This window comes from Enterococcus sp. DIV0660C, from assembly GCF_017316125.1.
Lineage (GTDB): Bacteria > Bacillota > Bacilli > Lactobacillales > Enterococcaceae > Enterococcus_B.
In genome coordinates this window covers 92,138-111,729 of record NZ_JAFLWA010000018.1, presented here as the reverse complement: position 1 = coordinate 111,729, position 19,592 = coordinate 92,138, and the positions used below count along the sequence as shown (strand labels likewise).

Below are 19,592 nucleotides of genomic sequence, written 5' to 3'. Positions count from 1 at the left end.
GTCTTTATGCGTTTTATACGTGAATAAATTTTATCTCTTCAATTAATTATTTGTTCCTAATACACCGCGCATTCGTTTTTAATTTGTCTCCTGACTAGGCTCCTTCGTCACAAGTGTAGTTGTTTATGCAATAAATCTTTCACTCTTTGGACTTCTTCTACCGGTATTCTTTGGTAAGATATTCCATCTTGTCCAGTAATTCCATCTCCCGTAAAACCTTCACCTTGGACTTGTTCACTGTCAATGGTTGTTAAACAAGAATAATAACCTGTTAAGATTTTTTGCATTTGGTCGAAGGTCAGATCCGTCTTCCCATTCTCTCCAATGCCATCCATAATTTTCTGATAACTAAAAACACTTTTCGTTGATAGCATTTTATCTATCAGCAATTCCATTACTTCTCGTTGTCTACCTTGACGACCATAATCACCTTTAGGATCTTCATAACGCATTCGCGAATATTGTAATGCTTCCCAACCATCCAAATGTTGCTTCCCTTTTGGAAAATCAATTCCTTCAGCTGAAAAAGCAAAATCATTATCTACAGTGACTCCACCTACTGCGTCTACCAGTGTCTGCAACCCGTCCATATTGACCGACACATAATGATGAATTGGGATATCTAAAAATGTTTCAACAGTATTCATAATCATTTCTGGCCCACCAATCGAATGTGCGTGATTGATTTTATCTTCGTAATCTGCCCCAACGATTTCTACAAACGAATCTCGTGGAATACTTACTAAAGTTGTTTTCTTCGTCTGATTATTCAAAGTTGCCACCATAATCGTATTTGCTCTGTAGTCCGTTTTTCTTTTTGAATCATTTGCAATGCCCAATAGTAAAATGCTCATTGGTTCTGAAGCTTCCGGCGCTTTCGTATTTCCTTTTCGTTCAACGGGTGAATACATTGAGTCTGCCATTTTTTGACTACTGTGGTAAAAGCGCAAAGCAAAAACACTCAAACCAGAAACAATGATAACAAGCACAGTAACTAGACTTAGTAAAACTTTTTGTCCTGTTGAAAAACGACTTTTTCTAGTTTGCAGAATAGTGAATGTTTCTTGTCGTAAGTGTGGATAAAAAAGACCAGCTGTTCCAAAAGTCGTCCCATACCCAAGCAACAATCCAGTAAAAACATCACTGAAATAATGGACACCTAAGTAAATGCGACCACCAGCAATCACAGCTAATAAGAAACAGAAAACCAGTTTGATTGGTAAAGAAATCTTTTGATTGCTGAAAGCATAAATCACAACCATGGAACAAACAAATGTCATGATCAATACGGAGTGCCCACTTGGAAAACTGTAGGACGAACGTGCAAGATATTGCAATTGATCTGGGCGTGTTCGTTGGATCAAATGCTTTAAGACATAGCCAATACCACTAACAAATAGGAGATTCCCCAAACACCAAATTGCTAAAGATTTTCGATTCTTTCTTAGTAAAAAAATTGCTATTACGCCAAAAATAAGTAACATTGTACCAATCGTCGCTACCTTCGCTACCAAACCTATCAAAACAGTTATATTGGCATTATCGGGTACCCGATGTTGGATGAAAATTTGATCCACATGATGAAGCCATGGCGCATCCGTCATAACACCACTTGTAACTACGAGTAGTAAGAACAAAGCAGCAGCACTGTTCAAAAACAATTTCTTTCGCATAAAGTATCCTCACTTTTTATTCTTTTATTTTGTTCATAACAAGCTATTTTTTCTTGAATCCCATCGTGACACCTAACCCAATTCCTAACACAATCAGTGAAGTACCTCCTTGACTTAAAAAGGGTAATGGAATACCGGTTAGTGGCAATATGCCAATTGCTGCACCAATATTTTCAAAAATTTGAAACATCAGCCCAAAAACAAACGCTACTGCAAGATACAGATTCGCTTTGTTATTTGTCTTCAGCGCTGCAGAAAGTATTTGATAAAACAAATAAAAATATAGAAAAATAACAAATGCCGCGCCCATAAAGCCAAAGCCCTCACCAACTACGGTAAAGATCATATCTGATTCTCGAACTGGCACGTACACAGAGATCCCGCTAATCCCACGTCCAAATAATCCCCCGCTACCAATTGCATAAAGACTTTGAACTTGCTGATACGCAATCGTGTCACGATATTGAAATGGATCGATCCACGCGCGAACACGATCTAATTGATAGGTCTTAAAATGTAAGGAGTAGAGCAACTTGTTTCCCCATTCGCTGAACACCAGAACTAACAATGTACTACCTAACATTGCACCGATGCTTGTGATGATCGTCAAGATTTTCCAATGTACCCCAGCAATAATAAACAGCGCACCTAGAATCGCAATAAAAACTAAACTTGTCCCAAAGTCTCGCTGCAGAAACATCAACAAAAAGGTAGGTAAACTGTACATGCCAATTTTTCCTAAATAACCTAAGTCACTTTTCAAATCTCTTGCTAATTTTTTTTGAGGCCATTCCATTTCAAAACGAACTGTCAGACGTACCATAAAAAGAATAAAACTTAGTTTCATCAACTCAGAAGGCTGGAAAGAAAATGAGCCGATTCGCAACCACCGTTTTGTGTTTGTTAAAACATACATTGATGGATCATAAAACCAATATAAGAGAGCCATCAATCCCAGTGACAGCATATACAAAATTGGTGCATATCTTAGTAAAGTTGCTGCAGGAATTCTACTAGTCGCAACTAGCAAGATAAATGAAACTAGACAAAAAATCGTTTGTTTGAAGACAATACGCCTAACATCGACCCCATCCAAATCAGCAGCTATTGCTTGCACGCCGATACTCATCAAATAAAAAAGGAAAATTGGCAAAAACAGAGAATAATTTAACTCATTGCTCAAACGTTTGACCATTTACGCTTACCTCCGAAGAGAATTTTAGACAGATTCCTAAAGCAATCGATAAGAACAAATAACTTGTTCCTCCATAACTGATGAATGGTAATGGAATTCCCGTCATTGGAATCATTCCTAAGATACTTGCAATATTAATACTTGTTTGTAAGAGCAACAAAGTCCCGACACCAAAATAAATCAGGCTAATTTGTTGACTAGTTTCTTTTGCAGCTAACATAAATAATCGAAGAATGATTAAAAAAAGAAGTGCTAACACGATTAGTCCGACGATCATTCCCAATTCTTCTACTAAAATCGAATAAATAAAATCTGTTTCTGCTACTGGTAAATATCCTTTTTTTGTAATACTATTTCCTAACCCGCGGCCAAAAAAACCACCATTATATAACGCATAATAGGAATGACTCATCTGAAATCCTTTTCCATAAGGATCTAAAAAAGGATCTCTCACTAACTGAATACGGTCATAGGTATGCATGAATAAATTTGGCAAAAGATCATGATTACCTAGAAAAAGGATTGTTCCTCCTACCACAGCAACTCCTGCAATTGTTGCGAAAAAAATGGCAATTGAAAACTGATAAGGCAACTGTGCTGTCGTAATGATGACTAGTGCGATTCCCCAAAGAATGATTGCACCTGTCACTTTCGGTTGAAATAAAATCAGCAACCCACTAAATAAAACGAGAGCATAAGGTACCCACATTTCCTCCTTCCTTCGTTCCACCCGAAAAAAATACGCTAGATAAAGAATCAATGCAACGTTTGTTATTTCAGAAGGCTGAAATTGAATACCAACTAACGAAACCCATCGTTGTGCACCGTTGATATTTACACCAATGACATAAACCAAAATCAAACTAACGATTCCCAAACCCAGCAGACTTTTGGCAAGGAGTCCTTTTAATAAAATTTTCTTTTTTAGCCGATAAATGCCAGCAATCACCAACCAACTCATTCCTATAAAAATGGCTTGCTTATAAAACAGCGATAATGCATTCTGACCCTCAACTGTCAGTCTGTACGAACTTGCGCTGAACACAAGTAAGAGACCGACTACGCTTACGCCTAAATATGGTAATAATAATAGCCAGTCGATCGATTTTCTTTTTCTCACAATGTTCTCTCCCCTTTTTAAGCACCTGTTTAAGACGGGAGAGAAACAGTAAATAGCCTCAAAAAAAGGACACCAAACGTTAGCAAAAAAACTAACAAATCTGGTGTCCCACACAATTAATCTCATCGTCTGAGTTTTAGCACTAAACAACGTAAAGAATTACTCTTAGCTATTTTATGAAAAGCCTTAATCCGACAATTCCTATTTTACACATTGGCGTCTTTCGACGTTTCTGCGCAATAGCCTGTGTTTGTTTAGGAGCCTCACCTAACAAGTTTACTTATATTTAATTTCATAAAAATATTACTTTTTTTCTCGAAGAATATCAAAATAAATCGTAAAAAACCGAATCTTCTTTAGAGTTGCTTATGAAATCATTTAGAAAAAATTTATATTTGGCCAAAAATAAGCCAAATTCAGAAGTGAGAGTAAATAATGATAGAGCAGTTTGTTGAAAAATCTGTTTATGTAAAAAGACACAGGTCTATTCTTACCTCGCCATCAGACTAGCTAATCTTGTACTCTTTTTAAGAACTAGGTCAGTACATTCAACTCTAACGTAAAAAAGTTTTGTCAGGCACTTAACAGTGACAGACAAAACTTTTTTGTTTTACTCATTCGATTTCAAAGCACTAATCATATCAATTTCTTTTAACTTTTTGTGCGTGATGAACATCACGATAGCAGAAAAGATAATCGTCAAAGCGCCTGAAACTAAATAGCCCATTTTCGGAATCAAAAGTGGAAAAGCCATATTGTCGGCGCTAGCCATCGTAATAATGAACCATGTCAAGACCTTACCAATACCACAGCCCAATAAGATCCCTACCAAAGTAAAGATGACGTTTTCCCGAATGATATACATCGTGACCTCTCCGTCAAAGAATCCTAAAACTTTGATTGTCGCTAATTCTCGTTCCCGCTCTGATACATTGATATTCGTCAGATTAAACAAAACGACAAAGGCTAACGTGCCTGATAAAACAATAAAAATCAAAACGACTGGACGTAAATTATCACTAGCAAAAGCTTGTTTACTTGCTTGAGTACTCATAAAAGTCGTTGTTGTCACTTGATTGGTAGCTTGTAATTGATTCGCTAATTTCGTTTCATCTTGAGAAGACATTTCATGACTTTTGAAGAAGATCGTATTTTCAGTGAAATCTTTATCCATGACTTGTTGATAGTAGTTTTGATCCATATAAATTGTATTACCTAAGTAATTTTCAACGATTCCACTAATCTTTATTTTTACTTTTTTACCCTCATTATCTTGAATCGTCAGATTACTTCCGACCTTCGCGTTGTAAGCTTTCGCTACACCTTCCGTGACAACTGCTCCACCATTGGGGATCTCTACGGTTGTTTTTTTGTCTGTTTTTTTCAAAGTGAAATAATCTTTAGCACGATCCGTATCCTTAAAAGCATACAACGATGCACTTAAATCACTGACCCCATCTTTTTTGAATTTCACTTGATCAGCAAAAACATTCATACTACCTTTGACTTGGTCATGAGCCCTCAGCACTTCATTCACTTTTTGGACATCTCCCTCATCTTTCATCGTAACGATTCCTTGAAAGTGATTCAATTGCTTGAACTGAACATCCACCACCCCACCAATGGAATCTTGTAACCCGAACCCAGCTACCATTAAGCCCATACAGCCTGCTATCCCAAGAATCGTCAAAATTGCTCGAGCTTTATAGCGAAAAAGATTTCTGTACGTCACTTTTTGATTAAAACTCAATCGGCTCCATAAAGGTGTAATGTATTCTAACAAAATTCTTTTTCCAGGTTTTGGTGCTTTAGGCATCAAAAGCGCCATGGGTTTTTCCCGTAAATCTTTAACCAAGATATAAATAGTAGATACAACAGTTGCAAAAAGTGCCGCAAGTATTGCCACTAAAATCGGCCAAAACCAAAAATCCGTCGGGTAATTTTCAAAAACATAATTTTTTTTCAGCATGGTAAAAACTACAGGTGGCAGTCCTTTGGTTCCGATGATAACGCCCAAAACAGTTCCAACAGTTCCTGTCAATAGAGCATACAATAGATATTTTTGAGCGATTTCACTGTTTCGATAACCCAATGCTTTCAACGTACCAATCTCTTTTCGATCTTCTTCAACCATACGTGTAATGGTAGTAAATGTAATCAAGATGCCAATCAAAAAGAAAAAAACTGGAAAGACATTCCCAATTGCATCGATCCGGTCTGATAAACTAGTAAACTCTGTAAAACCAGGATTTGAACTTCGTTGAGTCAGAAGGTAATTTGGCGTTTTGATAGACTCCACATCTTTTTTTGATTGGTCAATCTTCTCTTGCGCTTTTGATAACGTTTGTTGGTTTTCCATGAGCTCTGTCTGTTTTTCAGCAAGCCCTGTGGTAGCTTTTTCTAACTCACCTTGTGCTGACGCCAATTGTTCTTTCGCGATAGTTGGACCGTAAATCGTTTCAAGTTGCGCTTTTTGTTGTTCCAACTGTTGTTGTTGACTCTTCAATTGTTCTTTCGCTGTATTCAGTTCATTCTGCCCATCAGTCAGCTTTTGTTGGTTTTCTTGTAATTCTTGTTCTCCTTTGATGATTTCTTGATTAGCTATCGCTTGCAACTCCGTTTTTCGTTGCTCTTTACGCTCATCAAAAAGTTTTTGTAATTTTTCCTCGTGAACGATCATTTGATCTTTATACACATCAGACATAATATCTTTCTCTTGTAAATCAGAGAAACGCAAATACAAAATAGAATAGGTTTCACTGGCAAAGGCAGTTTCAGGCAAGTAAACATATCCATCTATTGTCCCATCCCCTACGGTCGTCACACCACGTTCTTTTTTATCAACATATATAGGTGAAGACACATAACCCGTGACTGTAAAGTTCTCATCTTTTAATTGGCTATCTTTGATGGTGATTTTACTGTTGATGGGGTATTGTTCTTTTAAGCTCTCATCTATCAACAACTGTTGATTATTTTCTGGATAATTTCCTTGTAATAGTGTCAATTTATTTTGCTTTTTATCCTCAGCATAAGAATAAACTTGTAAATTACGATCTTGTTGCTCTTCCACATAAGGAAAACTATAACCTAATTCTCCCTTGGCACCAGCTATTTTTTCAGCAATAGCCAAATCTTCATTTGTCAGACCAGCAGTTCCTTGAATTTGTATATCTGAAACGTTATGGTTAGTAACAAATTCTTGGACAGTTTTTTCAAGATTTGGCCCGATGGATTTGATTCCTACAAACAATAAAACACCCATGAAGATAATTAAAATGATTGCGATAAATCGTCCTAAACTTTGTCGAATATCGCGAAATACACTACGAATATAGAGATTTTTCATTTTTGTTCCCTCACCACTCAATCTCTGCCACAGGCAACGGGGTCTTGTTGATTTCTACCGAACGTACTTTGGCATCATTGATGTGAATGATCCGATCTGCCATTGGTGCGATTGCCGAATTGTGAGTAATTAAAAGTACTGTCCGTCCTTGTTTTTTAGCTACATTTTGTAATAACGTCAAGACTTGCTTTCCTGTTTCGTAATCAAGCGCTCCTGTCGGTTCATCACAGAGTAAAATTTTAGGATTTTTTGCTAACGCACGGGCAATTGCCACTCGTTGTTGTTCCCCACCAGAAAGTTGAGCTGGAAAGTTCTTCATCCGTTCGCCAAGACCAACTTGACGTAAGGTTTCCTCTACGCCTAAGGCATCTGGGGATACAGCAGTGGCTAACTCCACATTTTCTTTTGCAGTCAAGTTAGGAACTAAATTATAAAATTGAAAAACAAAACCTACATCCGTTCGTCGAAACTCCGTTAATTGTCGGTTATTGAAATTTGCAATATCCACCCCATCAATGATAATCTGCCCCTCATCAGGTGTATCCATCCCACCCAAGATATTCAATACTGTTGATTTACCGGCACCACTAGGACCTAAAATCACAGCTAACTCCCCTTCTTCAACTGAGAAATTGATGTCGTTATTCGCTGTAATGGTTGTGTCCCCCATTTGATATCGTTTAAACTCATTCTTCACTTCAATATAGCTCATGTTTATTCACCTCGTCATGTTTTCAACACCCTGTTGATTATATACTCTGTTGTTAGTATAATCATTTCAATCACTCATGGCAATAAGCAAAGAACTTGAAGTTGTCATTGAGTAGACAAAATTTATTAATCTGTTCATTAAATGAAAGGAAGCTTACTCATGGCTGGAATCAAAAATAATCGTCGAACTATTTATACAAAAAAAATAATCAATGAAGCTTTTTTAAATTTGTTGTCTGAAAAGGAGCTCCAAAAAATAACTGTTACAGATATATGTAAATTAGCCGATGTCAATCGTGGTACTTTCTACAATTACTATACAGATACCATGGATCTGTTTCACCAAATCGAAGCACAACTTATCGAAAGAATTCTTCCCTTAATCAGAATCGACAGTGACGAAGAGTTGGCCTCATGGCTAAGTCGCCTAATTTCTATTTTAAAAGAAGCACAACCTCTTTCTTCTATTTTGACCCGCAATTACCAAGATAGTCACCTAATCAAAACTATTTTTCAAGAAGTACACGAGGTAGCCATTGAAAGCTTTGCTGCTCGATATCAAGAAGACGATCCCCGATTGCTCGAATATTATTTCACTTATTTTGTCCGAGGTGTTCTAGGAACAGTGGATGAATGGTTGACCAATGATGATGGAACCAGTGCCGATGAGTTGAGCCGAGTGTTAGCTCAAGTCTTACCATCAGAAGACTAAAAATTTTTTTTAGTCTGTTCAATGCTTAACTGCCAATTGTTTAGTATCTTTTTAGTCGCTAAAATCGTTTTATCGATCACGCTATTCATTTGTGTATGAAAATAGCTATCTTTTTTGACTATTCAATTAACGCACATAGGTGAAGAAACATGATACTAATTTAAAAAATAAAGAATCACCATAAAAAGGGCACGAGTAACACTCGGGTCCTTTTTTCTTTTAAAAATTTTATTTAAAGGTTTATTTATGACTAACTAATTCTCCTAAATATCTGATGGAATAAAGTGATCTTTTGTTTTTTACTTTGATCATAACTTGCAATCGATGTACGACCATTCTTGCGCTTTCCCAAAAGTTTAAACAACTAATCCAATTCAATTCTTAGCAAAAATATTTATATTGATTTTTTGTTGTTTATCTATATACTTACTTTATTCTTAATAATTTAAAAAGGTGTGATGCTTATGAAAAAAAAATCTTCTACTTTTCTTTTCTTTACCACGATAATTATTGGTCTGTCTTATTCATTTCTACCCTATTCAGGACTTAACAACACTGTTTTATCTGTACTGGGAACCTTTTGGAATTTATTGTTTGCTGGATTAGCGGGCTATTACTTGTTAAAAAATGATTTTTTATCACAGTTTAAACATTTTAGCTTTAAAGCTCTGCTTTGGGGGATCCCTCTGATATTTGTTTCAGGGACTTTATTTTCATTGGTTTATTCTTACTTTTTTGGTAAAGCAACAACAAACTCTATTGGAGAAACGATTTCATTCGTGATGATTTTTTTTCAAGTACCTTTCATGCTTATGGGAGAAGAATTATTAAGTACAAATATCCTAATTTCTCTTCAAAAAAAAGGCATCTCATTCTTATGGTCAACAATTATTTGTAGTTTTCTTTTTGCTATGTGGCATATCCCGGCCTATGGATTCCATCCTTTACAGCTATTGATAACTTTGATGCCCGCTCGAATCGCTTTAAACTATATATGGAAAAAATCAAACAGTATTTGGGTTAGTTGGATTTGCCATTTTATATACGATTGTATAGGATTTCTGCCCTTCTTTTTTTAATAAACAATCTAAGGTCTTAGCTTTATTCTTGCTAATCAAATGATTCTAACATATTTGTCACTTCTATTTATTCTTAATATTTATCACCTATAATTCAAAAATAAGGAGGAGATATTTATGAAAAAGTATAGCATTTCGATTTTATTTCTTATTGTATCTGTTCTATTGTTTATGACATCTGCAATTGTTGGCTCACATCTTGATGCAAATGGTTGGTTGATTGAGCCTGCATTCTTCTGTATTCCACTTGGCTATTTGTCATTTGCTGTTTCATTTATCACAGCACTCTATGTTTTCTTTAAAAGAAAAATAGTTCGTAGCTAATAGTTTTAGGTAAAAGAACGATCATGTGGTCGTTCTTTTTTTGAACAGTAAAGTTGATTCAACAAACTCTATTGTTCAATCTGGAAGTGAGTACTTTCCAATAAAGAACAAAAAATTTTACAAATAAAAGGTATATAGACCAGACATCTATATACCTAAAAAAATGACTATACTAACTTTTTTTTATTATAAACTGGAAACTTACAAGTTTTGAGCAATTATCACCATCTTTATATCCACTTTCTGAATAGAGTCGACTAGAAGGAGATTCTCTCTTGACAAATTCATGTCCATACTAGACTTACTTATATATCGATTAATTATTCCACCTCTTCATAAAAATTGTACTAAGGTTTGATATATCTACAGTCACTCCTTTATTGTTACGTCCTAAACGAGCTAACTCTGTTAAAACGATGATATCTCCTTGTATAAAAAATACTGAGCGTGAAAAAAAATCCCGACTTACACATTTTATTTAACAATCCCTTTAATCATTCTTTTCTTGTAATCCAATTAAAATATCTGTATATGTTTTATCTTCTATTTGTGTTACAAAATAAAATGGCGGGGTTGACAATTCTGCATCTATTGCGACTATTTCTTCAATAAGTGCCCCGACTCCTTCTGCAAAATCTAATTCATTTTCTCCTGCTACTCTTACACCAATCATATTTTTTACTTCATAAAAAAAATTATGAATCCCTTCTCTTTAATTGTTAAAAAGAGATTGAAATGATCTATTGTACATAATCCTTTGTATTTTTTTGTTAAGTCATTTCAAGTTTCCCAGTCATACATATTTTCAAAATAAAAATACTTTTCTTTCTCATAAAGTTCTCTTTCAAAACAATCAGAAATTATAATATCTGATTGTTCACGATTATCTATGAATGTAATGGAACTTCCAAAGAAATTGGTGAGTGTCTTTCGTATTAACCTATTAGATATATAATTTTTAGTATAATCAATATTTACTTTAATAGGACTAATTGGAAGTTTCCTATATAAAAGTAAAACTAAAACATAGACTAAATTCTTATGATTAGTTTTCTTAACTATCGGAAAAGAATAACCGGATAGTTCTTTCCTAAGAAGTTCTTCTAGTTACTATTCAAGTTTATCAATTCTTCTGTCTTATCTTTAGCATTTATCATCAAAAGATTTTCAAAAAAAATTGGTGTTGAAATACCCATAGACTCTTCTGAAAATACCTACTAATGAGAATTCAGGTTATATGTAATTTACTAAGCAATACTTACCTTATTACTAATAATACAACTGATTTGAATAGAACAGGTCATTCCATTCTTTTATCCTATGCAATTTCATTTTCTTCTGGGATCTCAAAAAATAAATGCATTAAAAAAATAGTTTCAATAAATACTTAATGATGATCTTACATCATATAATATTTTTTATTGAAACTATTTCTTTATATTTTTTAGTTCACAATTTTATCTATTGGTATGTTTAGTACTTCCGCAACTCGGGTACCATACTCTGGGTCTGCTTGATAGAAATGCTTTGTTTGCATAATTTTTATGCTTTCTTTAGAAACTTGTCCCAAATTCAAACCAATTGTCTCAATCAATCTATCTTTTTCTTCATCAGGTAACAAGCGATATAATTTACCTGCTGCACTATAGTAGTCGGGTTTAGGATAAGAGTAGTTTCCACTAATCCCTGTTACCTTATCTCCTTGAATCTTCGCTGATGGCACTTCTTTAGGTCCGTTCTCGCCATTTGGTTCATAGTTCACTTGATCATCCTGACCTTGAACCATTGCACCATCTCTTTCATAACTGTGAACTGGGACAATTGGTCTGTTAACTGGTAGTTGCTCATAGTTTGCACCTATTCTATACCGTGCTGCATCCTTATATGCAAATAGACGTCCTTGTAGTAATTTATCTAAAGATGCTTCTACGCCGGGAACTAAATTAGCAGGTGAAAACGCTAGTTGCTCCATATCTTCAAAATAGTTTTCAGGATTTTTATTTAATGTAAATTTACCTATTTCAATCAATGGAAAATCTTTTTGTGAAACAACTTGAGTAACATCAAAAATATCATGTTTATATGCTAGCCCTTCTTCATACGGCAAAATTTGAACAAACACTGACCAAGATGGAAATTCTCCTTGCTCAATCGCATTAAACAAATCATTCTGCGCATAATCAAAATCTTTTCCAGACAACTCAGTTGCTAACTTATTAGTTAAATTTTTGATACCTTGATCAGTTCTAAAATGATACTTAACCCAAAATTGTTCATTTTTATTGTTAACCCATTTGTAAGTATGACTCCCATAACCATGCATATACCGGTAACTTAATGGAATCCCTCTATCCGCCATCAAAATAGTAACTTGATGTGTGGCTTCAGGTGAATGAGCCCAAAAATCCCATTGCATATCTTGACTACGTGCGTGTGTTTTCGGATTTCTTTTTTGTGAATGAATAAAATCTGGAAATTTTAAGGGGTCATTAATGAAAAACACCGGTGTATTATTTCCCACTATGTCATAGTTTCCTTCTTGAGTATAAAATTTCAAAGCAAATCCGCGTACATCCCTATAAGTATCGGGATGACCTGACTCTCCTGCTACAACTGAAAATCGAGCAATCATTGGTGTTTTTTTTCCAACACCATTGAATATGTCAGCTTTTGTATATTCGCTCATGTCCTTAGTTAATTCAAAAACACCCTTTGCTCCAGCGCCCTTTGCATGTACTACTCTTTCAGGTATACGTTCTCGATTAAAATGTGCGAGTTTTTCTAAAAGCGCGTAGTCTTGTATTAATAGCGGACCTCTTTCTCCTGCAGACAATGAATGCTGATTATCAGCCCAAGGTTGACCTTCTTTTGTTGTCAAATTTTTATCATAATTCATAAACTTACACTCCTTTCATTGCGGGTCATACATTTTAACTTACTAAAAAGTATATTAGGCAGTAAAAAATGATAATATTATCATTTCGCTAATATCACTTGACAAAAAATCTTGTACTATTCTTTGAATGTGTCAGATTACCGATGATTGATTATAAATTATTTCTACGGTTAATCCATTCCGTAGACAACGTCATAGCGGCTCTTGCGGCTTTTGTTTGATCCAATACATTGATCATTACGAAATCGTGAATCATTCCTTGGAATTGGACTTGTGTGACGTCAACTCCAGCTTCACGTAATTTCCGTGCATAAGCTTCACCTTCATCACGTAAAACATCTGCTTCACCATTTAAGATCATTGCTGCTGGTAGTCCCTTCAATTCATCAAGAGTTGCTCGTAAAGGAGACGCAGTGATTTCTGCACGTTGTTTTTCATCAGTCGTATATTGATCCCAGAACCATTTCATGCCTTCTTTTGTTAAATAATAATCTTCTGCAAATTCGTTATAAGATTCCGTGTTAAAATTCGCGTCTGTTACAGGATAATACAATAATTGCTGGTTGATTGTCAGGCCATTACGTTGTTTTGTCATAATCGTCATTACTGTGGCCATATTTCCACCAACAGAATCACCTGCTACAGTTAAACGGGAAATGTCCATTTTTTTTGCTTCTGAAATTGTTGGTAATTGTTGTAAAATTGCGTAGTTTTGTTCAATGGCTGTTGGGTATTTTGCTTCTGGAGATAATGTATACTCTGGAAATACCACAACTGAATTCGTTCGAACAGCTAATTCTCGCACTAATTTATCATGTGTTTTGGCACTACCAAATACCCAACCGGCACCATGGATATAAAAAATTACAGGTAGAGTAGTATAATTGCCAGCTGGTCGAATAAACCGGACATTGATTGAGCCATATTTTCCAGTATCCATCAGTTGATCTTCGATATCTACATTATATTTATTAACAGGAGATTCTTGTACCTCTTCGAGTAATGCACGTCCATCTTTTGGCTCTAATTCATAGATACGTGGATGAGGGGCATTTGCCTCACTGAAATCAACTGCTGCTTTTTCTAATGAAATTCGTTTTGTCATTTTGAGTCACTCCTAAATGTTCTAGTTTTTCATTCAAGGAGTAAAGTATATCAAGTAAAAATTTAGCTAGAAATAAAAAAATGGACAAAATATATACAATTAAATATTTTATTCTTGCGTTATATTAAAAATAATTATTTTAGATATGCATTTTCTAATCATTTAATATTAATTTAACTAAATATTTTGTTTTTTAGTAGCACGGTTTGAAAAATACTTCAAAATAAAGGACGTATCAATTTTTTCTTAATTGATGACATCTGTAGCTGTAGAAGTCACAATGCCAAGCCATTGTCTGGATTTCCATTCTCTTCGGTCATCAAATTTTCTACCTCTTATGCCACTGATTATGCAGAGCCTTCGATTCCCATTTCGTTGCATGATACATCGAATTTCCAGTAAGGTAACCTGTCAACCATAACTAGAAATTTGAATAATTCGTCCTTGTTCTTGTCCTCACATAATGGGAATGACAGAACGAATTAATTAAATCGAGCCAGTCAAATTTGTTACCAAAATATGATTGACTTTTGCATCTGTTAATTCTTTTGCAACTTTCAAAAATTACGCTTTTGGATCAGCTTGATCTAATCCTTTGTCTTTTGCCTACGATTCTACTTTATTGATTCGTTCATTCATTTTAAAAATTTTTTTTAAGTTCAGTTCATTTCTCTAGACTGTTTTTAATAATTTCAACCACAATACGATATGTTTTTGCGTACTTGTTTTCCTCATGTGTTTCTTTCACTGCTAATTCAAATTCCTCTAAAGAGCCTTCGAAACAACCGCGTGTCACTGAAATGCTTCCTTCTTTATCTTTGAATGCTGTTAAAATGCCATTTTCACTACCGATCGGGTAAATAACTATAAAATCAGCATTACCGTAGGCCTTTGCATCACCGTAAACCTTTGAATCGTTGTAGACCCATGCATTACCATAAACGCTTAAATTACCTTCTTTTTCGATATATCCGCCTTTATCACCTTTTCGAACAGTCGAAAAATCCTTCAGTTACACATCATCTACAAAAGGATTAATATCCATGAATATCCATTTTCGGTTATCAATTACTATGGACACTTACACTGATGTTACAAAAAATGAAAAAAGATACAGTAGATCTATTTGAAAGGATGTAAAAAAACAGCATGCTTTAATTTTCCCCATATAGTTGTGGGAAAGTCGTGAGAAAACACAACAAAAAAGACTAGCCAAATGGCTAGTCCTTTGCTACTTCTTAAGCACATCCTCATCCATTTTCAGGACAGCCATGAAGACCTCTTTTCGCTAAATAAACTTTCAGTTCTTCTTAGCTTATTTCAAAATTCCCTTCAATATCCGTCAGTATCTCAAATGGTTGTTTATGCCCTTAAATCGACTTATCTCTCCTGATCATCTGAAAAATCCTTCGCCACTGATGGCAAATCGGCGACTAAATAAAAGTATCTTTATATTCAAAAGTACCTATTTCTCTTTTTGCTAAGTCTTGTATTTTGGGAACCTTAACATACTTTTTTAATTTTAATAGCTATGTTCTTTTTAGCTTGATTAGATATATTCTATTTCTTGTAAAAATCCTATAATACCAGCTTTTTACTATGTATTTTAGAGACAATTTACTACTACTATTTTACAATTCTTTAAAACATTTGCCTCTTTTTCTCCCCTTTATATGACCTCCACGCTCATCAACTCTGGTGGGTTTTTGTTTTATTATATTTTATACATATGATATAGTTTTTTTTAGAACCAAAAAGTAAATCATTTATTGGAGGAATTTATAATGCATACAGAACGTGACGGAGCAAAAGAAAATAGACGCTCTTTTGAAGAAGCCAGAAACAAACGAGATTTTGAATCTAACATTGACAAGGCCGAAGAAAAAGTGAATGAAGAAAAAGAGAAAAAGAAAGAAAAACGCTTTTTACGTGAACACAAATAATAAGATAAAAAAACTAGCTCATCACGAGCTAGTTTTTTTAATGTACCCTGTAGGACTCGAACCTACGACCGGACGGTTATGAGCCATCTGCTCTGACCAACTGAGCTAAGGGTACGTGTGCTGCCGTGGATGAGTCATTCATAAGCTAATGGACAATAAAGATAGAGCCCACGACAACATACCTATTTTACTTGAGTTAAAGTAATATGTCTATAGAAGCAAAAAAGCCTCCGCCAAGGATGATTTGCTGGGATTTTTGAAAATATTTTAACTCTAAAAATAACTAGTTATCATATGGTCATAATATATAGATATAACTATACAGAAATAGTGGACAGGCTATCCAGTTACAGTTTAAACATTGCTGCGAAAAAATCACTTAAAAAAATAAGCCAACTACGAATATCAACAAAATTGCAACTATCCCAACTAAAACGACATATATAAAGTTAGCTTTCAAAAGTTGATTCTACTTTTCTTTTCCCTTACTATCCCAGCTTCTTTATTTAATATCAGTTTATAAATATTCTCAATTTCTTGATTCATTTCTTTCCTAAAAAACATCATACTGTTCCTCATCCATTTATCTTACTTAGTTAGTTTGTCTTCTAAAACTTGTAGCTTTTTCTTAAATTATCATAAAAACTTTTATCTCTAGTTCTAAAGAAGAGAGACTCCTGTTTAACAATATTGAGTATATTAGTCAACTCATCAATTTCTTCAATTTTTCCGCTCTGCGTCCTTTGAATACAAAAACTGCCAAACGCGTGTCGAATGTGGGTTTCCTATGAGTCGCCCAAAAATTCTCCTACTAAAAAATTCATTCAACTCTTTTTGCTTCTATCCCTTTCCATTATTACTGCAATCTAGGAGTGAGCATTTTTCGAAAAAAATAAAAAAGGCATACAGACAAAAATGTCTATACGCCTCACAAACGGTTAAGGCCAATATATTTATCTTACTTTTCATAGATATGTTATATATATCTATGAATGACGATTAACAAACACATGCATAATGATTTTGATTGAACAACTGCCTATAGATTTAACAGCTCGAGCTGATAATTATGATGAAATTCATCATGATTATTCGTAAATAGCAAATAAGTAAATTATTTGCTATAAACGGGAAACGAACTAGAGTCTCCATAATTATCGATTCTTTCCATCTTTATCAACAGCTGTAAATCATCATTTGATACATTAAAATCAAGTTCTCCATTAGCTTTAATATGCTTTTTATTTGCTGATTTTGGTAAAGGTAACAATCCAAGTTCCAAGCAATAGCGAATCGCAAGCTGAGGAACGGAAACGCCGTATTTTTCAGCAATCTCTTTTATTTCTTCATTTTTCATTAACTCCCCATGTCCAACGGGTGAATAAGCTTCTACTAAAATGCCGTTTTCCTTACAAAAATCAATTAGTTCAAATGGCGTGTTGGAAATGTGTGCTAGAATTTGATTGACTGCTGGTTTGATAGTGGCATGTTCCAAGATATTTTCGACATCATGCTGATTAAAATTGGATAATCCAATCGCACGAACTTTGCCTTCTTTCACTGCCTCCTCTAATGCCTGCCAAGCTGCCACATTTCCTTCATCATAATTGGCTTCTCTAAATTCATCCCAAGGTTGGGGAGCATGGATAATCATCAAATCAATTGTCTCTAACCCAAGTTTTTCCAATGATTCATCAATCGATTTTGCTGCTGTCTCATAAGTTTTATGTTCCGCAGCTACTTTACTTGTCAAAAAGATTTCTGAACGGTCAATTCCAGAATTCCGAATAGCCTCACCAACCCCACGCTCGTTTCCGTAAGCTTGAGCTGTATCGATATGACGGTAGCCAATTTCTAAAGCATCCTTAACTGCTTGAACGACTGTGTCATCATCAATCATCCATGTTCCAAAGCCTACTTTTGGAATCAACATTCCATTATTCAATGAATAATTTTCTTGTAAAATCATATTTATTTCTCCTTTGAATTCTTTGTTTAATTTCTAGCTAAAAAATGTTACAAAATCTTGTGAATCGAATGAATTCATCCTATAACCATACAGTGTTCCTTTGATAAATTCTATTCTTTTATTTTAATCCTATTCAAAGTAATAAGATAACCAGCTTCTATCTCCAAAAGCTACTCTGCAAATATTTCTTTCGCCATTGAGAATCCACTCCAAGCTTTAGGCCAACCAGCATAGAAAGCCAAATGCGTAATCAAAGCAGTGATTTCTTCTTTGGTAACACCATTTTCTTTCGCAATTTTCAGATGTGCCTCAAGCTGAGGAGCACCCATCGCTAAAAGTGCGGAACAAGTAATCATACTCCGATCATGTGCAGACAATTCATTTTCTTTCGCCCACACTTCTCCAAAAAGCACATCATCATTTAATGCCGCAAATTGTGGTGCAAACTCACCTAACTGTTCTCTTCCTGCTGTTTGTTTTTTCATCAATATTCTCCTCCTTTATTTTTTTAAATTTTCATACCATTGCTCATCTACAGGTTCCAACCATTCCGGAGTGCCGGCAGTAATCGCAATATGTTCAAACCAACTGTCTTTGGTAGCACCATGCCAATGTTTCACCCCGTCATGTGTGGTAATCACATCACCTGCTTTTAAGAATTCGGCAGATTTTCCTTCTTCTTGATACCAACCTTCGCCCCCTGTTACAAGTAATAATTGAAAACCATCATGATGAATATGCCAGTTATTGCGACAGCCTGGTTCAAAAGTCACATTAGCTACACCCACATTAATTTTTGGATCAGAAATCAAACCTTGTAAGTAACTTTGTCCAATAAAATATTGCGCATAGGCATCATTTCTTTCTCCGATTGGAAAGATCACACCATTTTTTACTTCTTCATTTTTTGCCATTTTACATTCCTCCATGGATTTGATATTTTTTCTATTTATAGGCAAGCAACCAATTTTCAATTGCTACATCAGCTCGTTCAACTCGTGAACCGCGAACAGGAAGTCCACTACGAATATCTGCATTCGGACACTGAGTTTTAAGCTCATTCATGCTACTGCCAAACGCACTACCTTCATGGGTACAAAAGGGATAAATGGCTAGCCCATCTGTATCAAAATCTTCTAAAAATGTTGCGACAATCCTTGGATAACTTCCCCACCAATTGGGATAACCAAGAAAGAGTGTATCTATTTTTGAACGATCCAGTTCGATTTTCTGATAGGCAACTCGCCTATTTTCTTTTTTCTCATATTCGGCACACTTCACGGTTTCGTCGTAACTCTCTGGATAGCATGCCATTTCCTTTAACTGAATCAAAGGGCAATTAAGCCGGTTGACAATTTTATGGGCCAGCACTTCTGTATTACCCATGCTAACTTTTTTTGAAATCCCATTGATGAAATTTTCACCGGCATGGGAGAAGTAGACCACAACTGGATTCAATTTGATTCCTCCTTGACAAATAAAAATGGGTCGTACGATTGATGTCCTCATCGTACAA

At 35.0% G+C, this 19,592-nt stretch carries 16 protein-coding genes, 1 tRNA gene and 1 riboswitch; of the genes, 4 read left to right on the top strand and 13 right to left on the bottom strand.

Features of this window, described 5'->3' with window-relative positions:
• Positions 1–107: 107 nt before the first annotated feature.
• From DOK81_RS05055 to DOK81_RS05035, 5 genes are all read right to left on the bottom strand, one after another.
• The gene (locus DOK81_RS05055) at positions 108–1,673 is read right to left on the bottom strand and encodes a phosphatase PAP2/LCP family protein (RefSeq protein ID WP_206909023.1); all 1,566 of its coding nucleotides are present in this window, start codon (positions 1,671–1,673) and stop codon (positions 108–110) included.
• A 43-nt stretch (positions 1,674–1,716) separates the two neighbouring features.
• Entirely contained in the window at positions 1,717–2,868 is a 1,152-nt protein-coding gene (locus tag DOK81_RS05050) for an FtsW/RodA/SpoVE family cell cycle protein (RefSeq protein WP_206909022.1), read from the bottom strand.
• Positions 2,846–3,988 (bottom strand): FtsW/RodA/SpoVE family cell cycle protein, encoded by a 1,143-nt coding sequence (locus tag DOK81_RS05045; RefSeq protein ID WP_347401435.1) that lies wholly within the window; start codon positions 3,986–3,988, stop codon positions 2,846–2,848. The genes DOK81_RS05050 and DOK81_RS05045 overlap by 23 nt, the downstream gene beginning before the upstream one ends.
• A 114-nt stretch (positions 3,989–4,102) precedes the next feature.
• A riboswitch (M-box (ykoK) riboswitch) is annotated at positions 4,103–4,270 on the bottom strand.
• Positions 4,271–4,598: 328 nt separating this feature from the next.
• On the bottom strand, positions 4,599–7,337 hold the full coding sequence (locus tag DOK81_RS05040; protein WP_206909020.1) for an ABC transporter permease: 2,739 nt from the start codon (positions 7,335–7,337) through the stop codon (positions 4,599–4,601).
• Positions 7,338–7,347: 10 nt separating this feature from the next.
• Positions 7,348–8,049, bottom strand: a complete 702-nt coding sequence (locus tag DOK81_RS05035; protein ID WP_206909017.1) for an ABC transporter ATP-binding protein — start codon at positions 8,047–8,049, stop codon at positions 7,348–7,350.
• A gap of 159 nt (positions 8,050–8,208) precedes the next feature.
• Here DOK81_RS05035 and DOK81_RS05030 point away from each other — a divergent pair, with 159 nt between their 5' ends.
• The 3 genes from DOK81_RS05030 to DOK81_RS05020 all read left to right on the top strand — a co-directional run bounded on the left by DOK81_RS05030 (position 8,209) and on the right by DOK81_RS05020 (position 10,163).
• Entirely contained in the window at positions 8,209–8,760 is a 552-nt protein-coding gene (locus DOK81_RS05030; protein WP_206909015.1) for a TetR/AcrR family transcriptional regulator, read from the top strand.
• 464 nt (positions 8,761–9,224) lie between these two features.
• Positions 9,225–9,839, top strand: a complete 615-nt coding sequence (locus DOK81_RS05025; protein WP_206909013.1) for a type II CAAX endopeptidase family protein — start codon at positions 9,225–9,227, stop codon at positions 9,837–9,839.
• Between the two features lie 117 nt (positions 9,840–9,956).
• On the top strand, positions 9,957–10,163 hold the full coding sequence (locus DOK81_RS05020; protein ID WP_206909010.1) for a DUF3955 domain-containing protein: 207 nt from the start codon (positions 9,957–9,959) through the stop codon (positions 10,161–10,163).
• Positions 10,164–10,653: 490 nt separating this feature from the next.
• Here DOK81_RS05020 and DOK81_RS05015 read toward each other — a convergent pair whose 3' ends face one another.
• The 3 genes from DOK81_RS05015 to DOK81_RS05005 form a co-directional block, all read right to left on the bottom strand.
• Positions 10,654–10,836: a hypothetical protein gene (locus DOK81_RS05015; protein WP_206909007.1), complete on the bottom strand. Its 183-nt coding sequence runs from the start codon at positions 10,834–10,836 to the stop codon at positions 10,654–10,656.
• 771 nt (positions 10,837–11,607) lie between these two features.
• Entirely contained in the window at positions 11,608–13,059 is a 1,452-nt protein-coding gene (locus DOK81_RS05010) for a catalase (RefSeq protein ID WP_206909005.1), read from the bottom strand.
• A gap of 151 nt (positions 13,060–13,210) precedes the next feature.
• A complete protein-coding gene (locus tag DOK81_RS05005) occupies positions 13,211–14,164 on the bottom strand; it encodes an alpha/beta hydrolase (RefSeq protein ID WP_206909003.1) in 954 nt (317 codons plus the stop codon).
• A 1,784-nt stretch (positions 14,165–15,948) separates the two neighbouring features.
• Here DOK81_RS05005 and DOK81_RS05000 point away from each other — a divergent pair.
• Positions 15,949–16,107: a hypothetical protein gene (locus DOK81_RS05000; protein WP_206909001.1), complete on the top strand. Its 159-nt coding sequence runs from the start codon at positions 15,949–15,951 to the stop codon at positions 16,105–16,107.
• Between the two features lie 41 nt (positions 16,108–16,148).
• On the opposite strand, the gene DOK81_RS04995 is transcribed toward DOK81_RS05000, so the two are convergent.
• From DOK81_RS04995 to DOK81_RS04975, 5 genes are all read right to left on the bottom strand, one after another.
• Positions 16,149–16,222, bottom strand: a tRNA-Ile gene (locus DOK81_RS04995).
• 999 nt (positions 16,223–17,221) lie between these two features.
• Entirely contained in the window at positions 17,222–18,076 is an 855-nt protein-coding gene (locus DOK81_RS04990) for an aldo/keto reductase (protein ID WP_206908999.1), read from the bottom strand.
• A gap of 170 nt (positions 18,077–18,246) precedes the next feature.
• Positions 18,247–18,561: a carboxymuconolactone decarboxylase family protein gene (locus DOK81_RS04985; RefSeq protein ID WP_206908997.1), complete on the bottom strand. Its 315-nt coding sequence runs from the start codon at positions 18,559–18,561 to the stop codon at positions 18,247–18,249.
• A gap of 15 nt (positions 18,562–18,576) precedes the next feature.
• Positions 18,577–18,990, bottom strand: a complete 414-nt coding sequence (locus DOK81_RS04980) for a cupin domain-containing protein (protein ID WP_206908994.1) — start codon at positions 18,988–18,990, stop codon at positions 18,577–18,579.
• A 31-nt stretch (positions 18,991–19,021) separates the two neighbouring features.
• Positions 19,022–19,585, bottom strand: coding sequence for a flavodoxin (locus DOK81_RS04975; RefSeq protein WP_242589904.1), 564 nt, complete (start codon positions 19,583–19,585; stop codon positions 19,022–19,024).
• Positions 19,586–19,592: the final 7 nt, after the last annotated feature.

Coding starts and splice junctions, on each gene's coding strand:
- DOK81_RS05055 (WP_206909023.1), bottom strand. CDS start 1,673: ATGCGAAAGAAATTGTTTTTGAACAGTGCTGCTGCTTTGTTCTTACTA.
- DOK81_RS05050 (WP_206909022.1), bottom strand. CDS start 2,868: ATGGTCAAACGTTTGAGCAATGAGTTAAATTATTCTCTGTTTTTGCCA.
- DOK81_RS05040 (WP_206909020.1), bottom strand. CDS start 7,337: ATGAAAAATCTCTATATTCGTAGTGTATTTCGCGATATTCGACAAAGT.
- DOK81_RS05035 (WP_206909017.1), bottom strand. CDS start 8,049: ATGAGCTATATTGAAGTGAAGAATGAGTTTAAACGATATCAAATGGGG.
- DOK81_RS05030 (WP_206909015.1), top strand. CDS start 8,209: ATGGCTGGAATCAAAAATAATCGTCGAACTATTTATACAAAAAAAATA.
- DOK81_RS05025 (WP_206909013.1), top strand. CDS start 9,225: ATGAAAAAAAAATCTTCTACTTTTCTTTTCTTTACCACGATAATTATT.
- DOK81_RS05020 (WP_206909010.1), top strand. CDS start 9,957: ATGAAAAAGTATAGCATTTCGATTTTATTTCTTATTGTATCTGTTCTA.
- DOK81_RS05015 (WP_206909007.1), bottom strand. CDS start 10,836: ATGATTGGTGTAAGAGTAGCAGGAGAAAATGAATTAGATTTTGCAGAA.
- DOK81_RS05010 (WP_206909005.1), bottom strand. CDS start 13,059: ATGAATTATGATAAAAATTTGACAACAAAAGAAGGTCAACCTTGGGCT.
- DOK81_RS05005 (WP_206909003.1), bottom strand. CDS start 14,164: ATGACAAAACGAATTTCATTAGAAAAAGCAGCAGTTGATTTCAGTGAG.
- DOK81_RS05000 (WP_206909001.1), top strand. CDS start 15,949: ATGCATACAGAACGTGACGGAGCAAAAGAAAATAGACGCTCTTTTGAA.
- DOK81_RS04990 (WP_206908999.1), bottom strand. CDS start 18,076: ATGATTTTACAAGAAAATTATTCATTGAATAATGGAATGTTGATTCCA.
- DOK81_RS04985 (WP_206908997.1), bottom strand. CDS start 18,561: ATGAAAAAACAAACAGCAGGAAGAGAACAGTTAGGTGAGTTTGCACCA.
- DOK81_RS04980 (WP_206908994.1), bottom strand. CDS start 18,990: ATGGCAAAAAATGAAGAAGTAAAAAATGGTGTGATCTTTCCAATCGGA.
- DOK81_RS04975 (WP_242589904.1), bottom strand. CDS start 19,585: ATGAGGACATCAATCGTACGACCCATTTTTATTTGTCAAGGAGGAATC.